This is a genomic window from Lysinibacillus sp. GW247-5R2A (assembly GCF_059424475.1).
Genome location: NZ_JBWKZL010000026.1, coordinates 1 through 5687, shown reverse-complemented (window position 1 = coordinate 5687; position 5687 = coordinate 1). Strand labels below are relative to the sequence as shown.

The window sequence follows — 5687 nt, the reverse complement described above, 5'->3', positions numbered from 1 at the left end:
TTGGCCCGTTGGTCAAGTGGTTAAGACACCGCCCTTTCACGGCGGTAACACGGGTTCGAATCCCGTACGGGTCATACAAAAAACAGTAGATGCATGTGCGTCTACTGTTTTTTTATAGAAAACTAATGTAAGATAAACGATTTACTCTTGATTCATTGCATGCTCATCCATATAAACTACTTCCCAAATATGCCCATCTAAATCTTGAAAACCCCAGCCATACATAAATCCATGATCCTGTGGATCACTATAAGGTTTACCCCCGGAGGCAAGTGCCTTATTTACTAGCTGATCTACTTGCTCGCGATTTTCTGCAGATAGACATAAAATTGCTTGGGCAGAAACAGTCGTATCCGGTATTTCCTTGTTACTAAATCCTTTAAAGCGATCTTCGACCATTAGTAAAGCAAAAATATTTTCGCTAATAATCATTGAGGAAGTTGTTTCATCACTGAATTGTTGATTGAACTCAAAACCTAACTCCTTAAAAAATGACGTGGATTTGTTTACATTTTTTACTGGTAAATTAATGAAAATATTCTTCGATTGAAAAGACATTTCTTATCACCTCCAAATCGACATTATCATAAAAAATAAATGGGTGTCAATTTCAGGAGGTAACCCAGATACTTAATTTTTTGAGCAAATAAAAAGCAGAAATATTGTTTTTTACAACATCTCTGCTTTAAAATCGTAATTTATCTTCTTGCTAACATTCTTTCCAGAGAACTAAGAGCTTCAGTACTAGTATGGCTATCAACTTGAATACGGTTATGTGGGTGACCTTGTTCAATGCTTTCTAAGCACCATAGTAAATGGGGGAGATCAATGCGATTCATCGTTAGGCAAGGACAAAAGTTTTCATTTAAAGAGATGATCTGTTTATCTGGATGCTGCTTTATAATACGATTGACCAGATTCATTTCTGTCCCTATTGCCCATGCAGATCCACTAGGTGCTTGACTAATTGTATCGATAATGTACTTAGTTGAACCAGCATCATCAGCCGCATCTACAACTTCACGACTACATTCAGGGTGAACAATAATTTTCATGGCTGGATATTCCTTACGAACAGTCTCTGTATGTTGAACTGTAAATCCTTCATGTACAGAGCAATGACCCTTCCACAGAATAACTTGGATGTTCTCAAGAGGCTGTTTAGTTTCAAGTATATTTTTATGCGGATTCCAAACGGCCATATTCTCGAGTGGAACACCTAAGTCATAAGCAGTATTTCTGCCTAAATGTTGGTCGGGTAAAAAGAAGATACGCTGTTTTTGTGTAAATGCCCACTGAACAAGCTCTTTCGCATTAGAGGATGTTACACATGCACCACCATGTCTTCCTGTAAAGGCTTTAATAGCGGCTGTTGAATTAACATAGGTAAGTGGAATGATCGTATCGCCAAAGAGCTGCTGTAAAATGGGCCATGCTTGTTCAGTTTGATAAATATCAGCCATGTCAGCCATCGAGCAACCTGCACGCATATCTGGTAAATATACATGTTGCTGTTTTGATGTTAGCATATCAGCAGTTTCAGCCATAAAATGTACCCCGCAAAATACGATGTGCTCCGCCTCTTTGTTTGCGGCAGATAATTGAGCCAGCTGTAAGGAATCTCCCGTTGCATCAGCAAATTGGATAACTTCATCTTTTTGATAATGATGACCCGGAATAAAAAGCTTAGATCCTAATTTCTTTTTGATGGATAAAATACGAGATTCCATTTCCGTTACGGATAATGCTCGATAATGCTCAGGAAGTAACGTCGTCTGCTGTAATAAACTAGTGATGGACAATGGAATAGCCTCCTTTCATTTGTACAAGGGCGCTAATGTCAAAGGCTTTGACAGAGTGGGTTAGAGAACCAAGTGAAATCCACTGTATACCTGTTTGAGCATAAGCTCTTATATTTTCAAGAGTAATGCCACCTGATGCTTCAGTCGTGATAGAAGAAGGAACAGCAGGCAGCCATGCACGTATTTCTTCAGGACTTCGATTATCAAACATTATAATATCTGCTCCAGCTAAAATGGCTTCATCTAGCTGTTTTTTTGTTTCTATTTCCACTTCAATTTTAACGGTATGACCAACTTTTTCTCTAGCAGCCTGAATGGCGTTTGTCATGCTACCAGCAAAAGCAATATGATTATCCTTTAGCATGATTGCATCAAATAGGCCATTGCGATGGTTAAAAGCACCACCGATTCGAACAGCATATTTATCAAGCATACGCAAGCCAGGAATCGTTTTACGGGTATCACATATTTTTGTGTTCGTTCCTGCAATTTCCTGTACTGCTAGGTGAGCCGCCGTAGCTATTGCAGACATCCGTTGTATAAGATTTAAAATTACGCGTTCTCCCATTAATAATTTTTGTAAGGGGCCATCTATAATAGCAATGACGTCGCCAGCCTCTACGGCTTCCCCATCTTTTTTAGGAAGGTTGACTTTTATAGACCGATCTAGTAAGTGAAAGCCCTGCTCAATAATAGGTGCGCCACAAAAAATGCCACTTTCTTTGGCATAAAATGAAAAAGTTCCTTGCTCTTTAGGAGAAAAAATATATTCACTCGATAAATCCCCATCACCTATATCCTCATTAAAAAATTGTTTGAGCATTTCCTCGAGTTTGATGATATTCATACAATGAATTCCTCACTTTCATTTGTCCTTGCGAAAAAATAATCCATCGTTTTGCCCACTTTGCTTCCATTGCGGGTTTATCGCTACGAATGTGGGCTCCACGTGTTTCAGTTCTTGTAATTGCCGCATAGGTTATTAATGTGGCGACAACATGCATCATATATAGTTCCAGCTCAGTCTGTTGCAAACCCTTTAAATTTGCATGGAGAAGTGCTTGTAGAGAGGGTAATTGCTGGAGGGAATAATGCAAATCGTCACCGTTCCTAACGATACCTAAGTACTGCATCATATGTTGCTGTAATTGTTGTTTGCTAAATAATGAAGGCATTGAATCGACATTTTTATCGCTAGCAAGTAAGAAATCTTTTTGGCTACAGCCTTGTTGGATAATGAAATATGCCATTCTGTGACCAAAAGTAATCCCTTCTAATAGGGAGTTACTAGCTAAACGATTTGCTCCGTGGACACCTGTACAGGCCACTTCGCCGATAGCATACAAATTGGCTATAGTGGTTCTGCCTTTATCATCAGCAATAATACCGCCCATTAAAAAATGACTACCTGGTGAAATAGGAATCAGGCCATCTTGTAAGTCAATATGGTTGTTACGGCAAAGCTGTGTGATTGATGGAAATTTTACATCAAAATTTTGGATGGAGGATATATCAAGGAAAGTTTCCTCACCAGCCGCCCGTTTCTTAAATAATGCGAGTGCTGTAATATGTCTTGGCGCTAAATCAAGTTGTGCATGGATGCCCTTCATAATTGGACGACGTTGGGCATCGACAAAAATACCACCAGCTCCTCGTACCGCTTCAGAAATCAATCCTTTTGCCTCGTTTTCACACCAAAGCAGACTTGGATGAAACTGCATAAATTCCATATCACTGATGGCAGCTCCTGCTCGAAAGGCTAAAGCAATACCATCACCAGTATTTGTTGGGTCATTAGATGTACTTGAATAAAGTGCTCCTGCACCACCTGTCGCTAAAATCACATGATGGGCAAAGTAGCGTTTAGTGCCTTCGCTTCCTTTTGTAAGTACACCTACACAGTCACCATTTGTATTTAGTAAAAGTTCATAGGCCATTTCATAGCAATTTACCTTTGTATTAGGAGAAAGTTTATGAAGCAAGTAATCTATGAAAATTTGACCAGTACGATCACCACCTGCATGAAGAATACGATGATGGCTATGTGCTCCCTCCAGACCTAGAGCAGGAGCTCCATTGCTATGCCGATCAATGGGGAATTCAGCTTGAAGGTAGTTACGCATTATTTTTGTGCCTTCTTCTATGAGCGTTTGGACATTTCTACCTTCATGATGAAACTCTCCGGCCTTCAATGTATCCGCAATATGGCAATCAATATGATCCTCCTCACTTGTCACGACGGCAATGCCACCCTGTGCACGATAGGAACTGCTCGTATGGACGGATGATTTTGTAACTATTTGTATTTTAAAATGTTCTTCGAGCAGTAGAGCTGCCTGAAGTGCTGCAATACCACTACCAATTATAAGGACGTCTGTCTTTACATCCATAGTTATACCTTCTTTACAGTTGTCTTGACATCTATCTTTACATAAAATAATAAAGAAAACAAGACCTGTTGAACGAGAGAGGAAGAATACGATGATCTACATGGATTACGCAGCAACAACACCAATGACGAAGAAGGCGCTTGAAGCATATGTAGAGGTGGCACAGCGGTATTATGGAAATAGCTCAAGTCTCCATGATTTAGGGGGACAAGCGCATTATTTTATCCAGCAATCAAGAGAAATTATAGCCAATGAACTTGGCGTCAAAAGTGATGGCGTTATCTTTACTGGAAGCGGAACGGAAGGAAACATTATGTCCATTTTGTCATTAGCATTAGCCTCTAAAAAAGGAAAACATATTATTTCATCACAAGCTGAACATACGTCTGTACATGCAGCTTTGAATACATTGGAGAAAATGGGTTTTGAGGTGACAAAATTACCGTTGCAAAAGGATGGTTGTATTGACTCAGAACAACTACTACTCGCTATTCGAAAAGATACAGCATTAATTTCCATTCAACATGTAAATTCAGAAATTGGTTCTATTCAACCTGTGGAAAAAATAATTGAAGTGGCAAAAGAAGCCGCTGTTTACTGTCATATTGATTGTGTACAATCCTTTGGGAAATTAACTATACCAAGAGGAGGAGACGCTATGACAATTTCAGCACATAAAATAGGAGGACCTAAGGGCTGCGGCGCTGTTTATATAAACCCTGCAATTCGTGTTCCAGCACTGACACCAGGCGTAACTCATGAAAGAGGATTAAGAGGGGGAACTTTAGATACACCCGCTATTGTTTCCTTTGCGTCAGCGGTTGAAAATAATAGTTATGAAAGACAGCATTACGAGAAATTAAGAAGATATTTTAAAAGTCGTCTACCAAAAACAGTTCGACTAATAGAGTGTAAGAAGCAATTGCCAAATATTTGTGGTGTCATGATGAGTAAAGTGGAGGGGCAATATGTATTATTAAAATTAAACGAGGCAGGGATCAGTATATCAACGGGAAGTGCTTGTGATATTCATAGCGAATCTGGAACAAAAGCCATTTTATCTATGAATTATTCAATGGAAGCGGCACGGCAATTCTTTAGAATATCTTTCGGAGATTCAACAACATTTAAAGAAATTGATAGATTGACTATGGAACTTGCTACTATTTAGTAGCAAGTTTTAAGCCAGATCATAAGCTGAAAATTTATAGATGAAAAATAATTGTTTTCTTTTGAAACAACTATTGCTATAATATTTTGCAGGGCAATATTTTCTCTTTCTTAACAAAAATATCTTTTAAAAGTAATAATTTCTTTTTTTTTATAAAAAAGTATTGCACAATATGAAAAAACGTTATACAATAATTCTTGTCTTGAAGGACAGGTAAACAACTTCAAAACAAGATACATAATAAAGTAGTCTAGTGATGATGGCAAAGAGGTCACACCCGTTCCCATACCGAACACGGAAGTTAAGCTCTTTAGCGCCGATGGT

Annotated in this window: 5 protein-coding genes, 1 tRNA gene and 1 rRNA gene; 3 read left to right on the top strand and 4 right to left on the bottom strand. The window is 38.6% G+C overall.

Features of this window, described 5'->3' with window-relative positions:
- Positions 1-2: 2 nt before the first annotated feature.
- Positions 3-74, top strand: a tRNA-Glu gene (locus AC07YC_RS22645).
- Between the two features lie 67 nt (positions 75-141).
- Here the strand turns inward: AC07YC_RS22645 and AC07YC_RS22640 are convergent.
- The 4 genes from AC07YC_RS22640 to nadB all read right to left on the bottom strand — a co-directional run bounded on the left by AC07YC_RS22640 (position 142) and on the right by nadB (position 4192).
- On the bottom strand, positions 142-558 hold the full coding sequence (locus tag AC07YC_RS22640; RefSeq protein ID WP_008181739.1) for a VOC family protein: 417 nt from the start codon (positions 556-558) through the stop codon (positions 142-144).
- Positions 559-698: 140 nt separating this feature from the next.
- Positions 699-1802: a quinolinate synthase NadA gene (nadA, locus tag AC07YC_RS22635; RefSeq protein ID WP_336637361.1), complete on the bottom strand. Its 1104-nt coding sequence runs from the start codon at positions 1800-1802 to the stop codon at positions 699-701.
- Positions 1789-2649: a carboxylating nicotinate-nucleotide diphosphorylase gene (gene nadC, locus AC07YC_RS22630; protein ID WP_336637360.1), complete on the bottom strand. Its 861-nt coding sequence runs from the start codon at positions 2647-2649 to the stop codon at positions 1789-1791. The genes nadA and nadC overlap by 14 nt, the downstream gene beginning before the upstream one ends.
- Positions 2606-4192, bottom strand: a complete 1587-nt coding sequence (gene nadB / locus AC07YC_RS22625) for an L-aspartate oxidase (protein ID WP_494920498.1) — start codon at positions 4190-4192, stop codon at positions 2606-2608. Before nadB ends, nadC begins: the two co-directional genes overlap by 44 nt.
- Positions 4193-4292: 100 nt before the next feature.
- Between nadB and AC07YC_RS22620 the strand changes: the two genes are divergently transcribed.
- Complete coding sequence (locus AC07YC_RS22620) at positions 4293-5363, top strand: cysteine desulfurase family protein (protein WP_494920499.1); 1071 nt, start codon at positions 4293-4295, stop codon at positions 5361-5363.
- Between the two features lie 249 nt (positions 5364-5612).
- A 5S ribosomal RNA gene (gene rrf, locus AC07YC_RS22615) occupies positions 5613-5687 on the top strand; the annotation flags it as partial.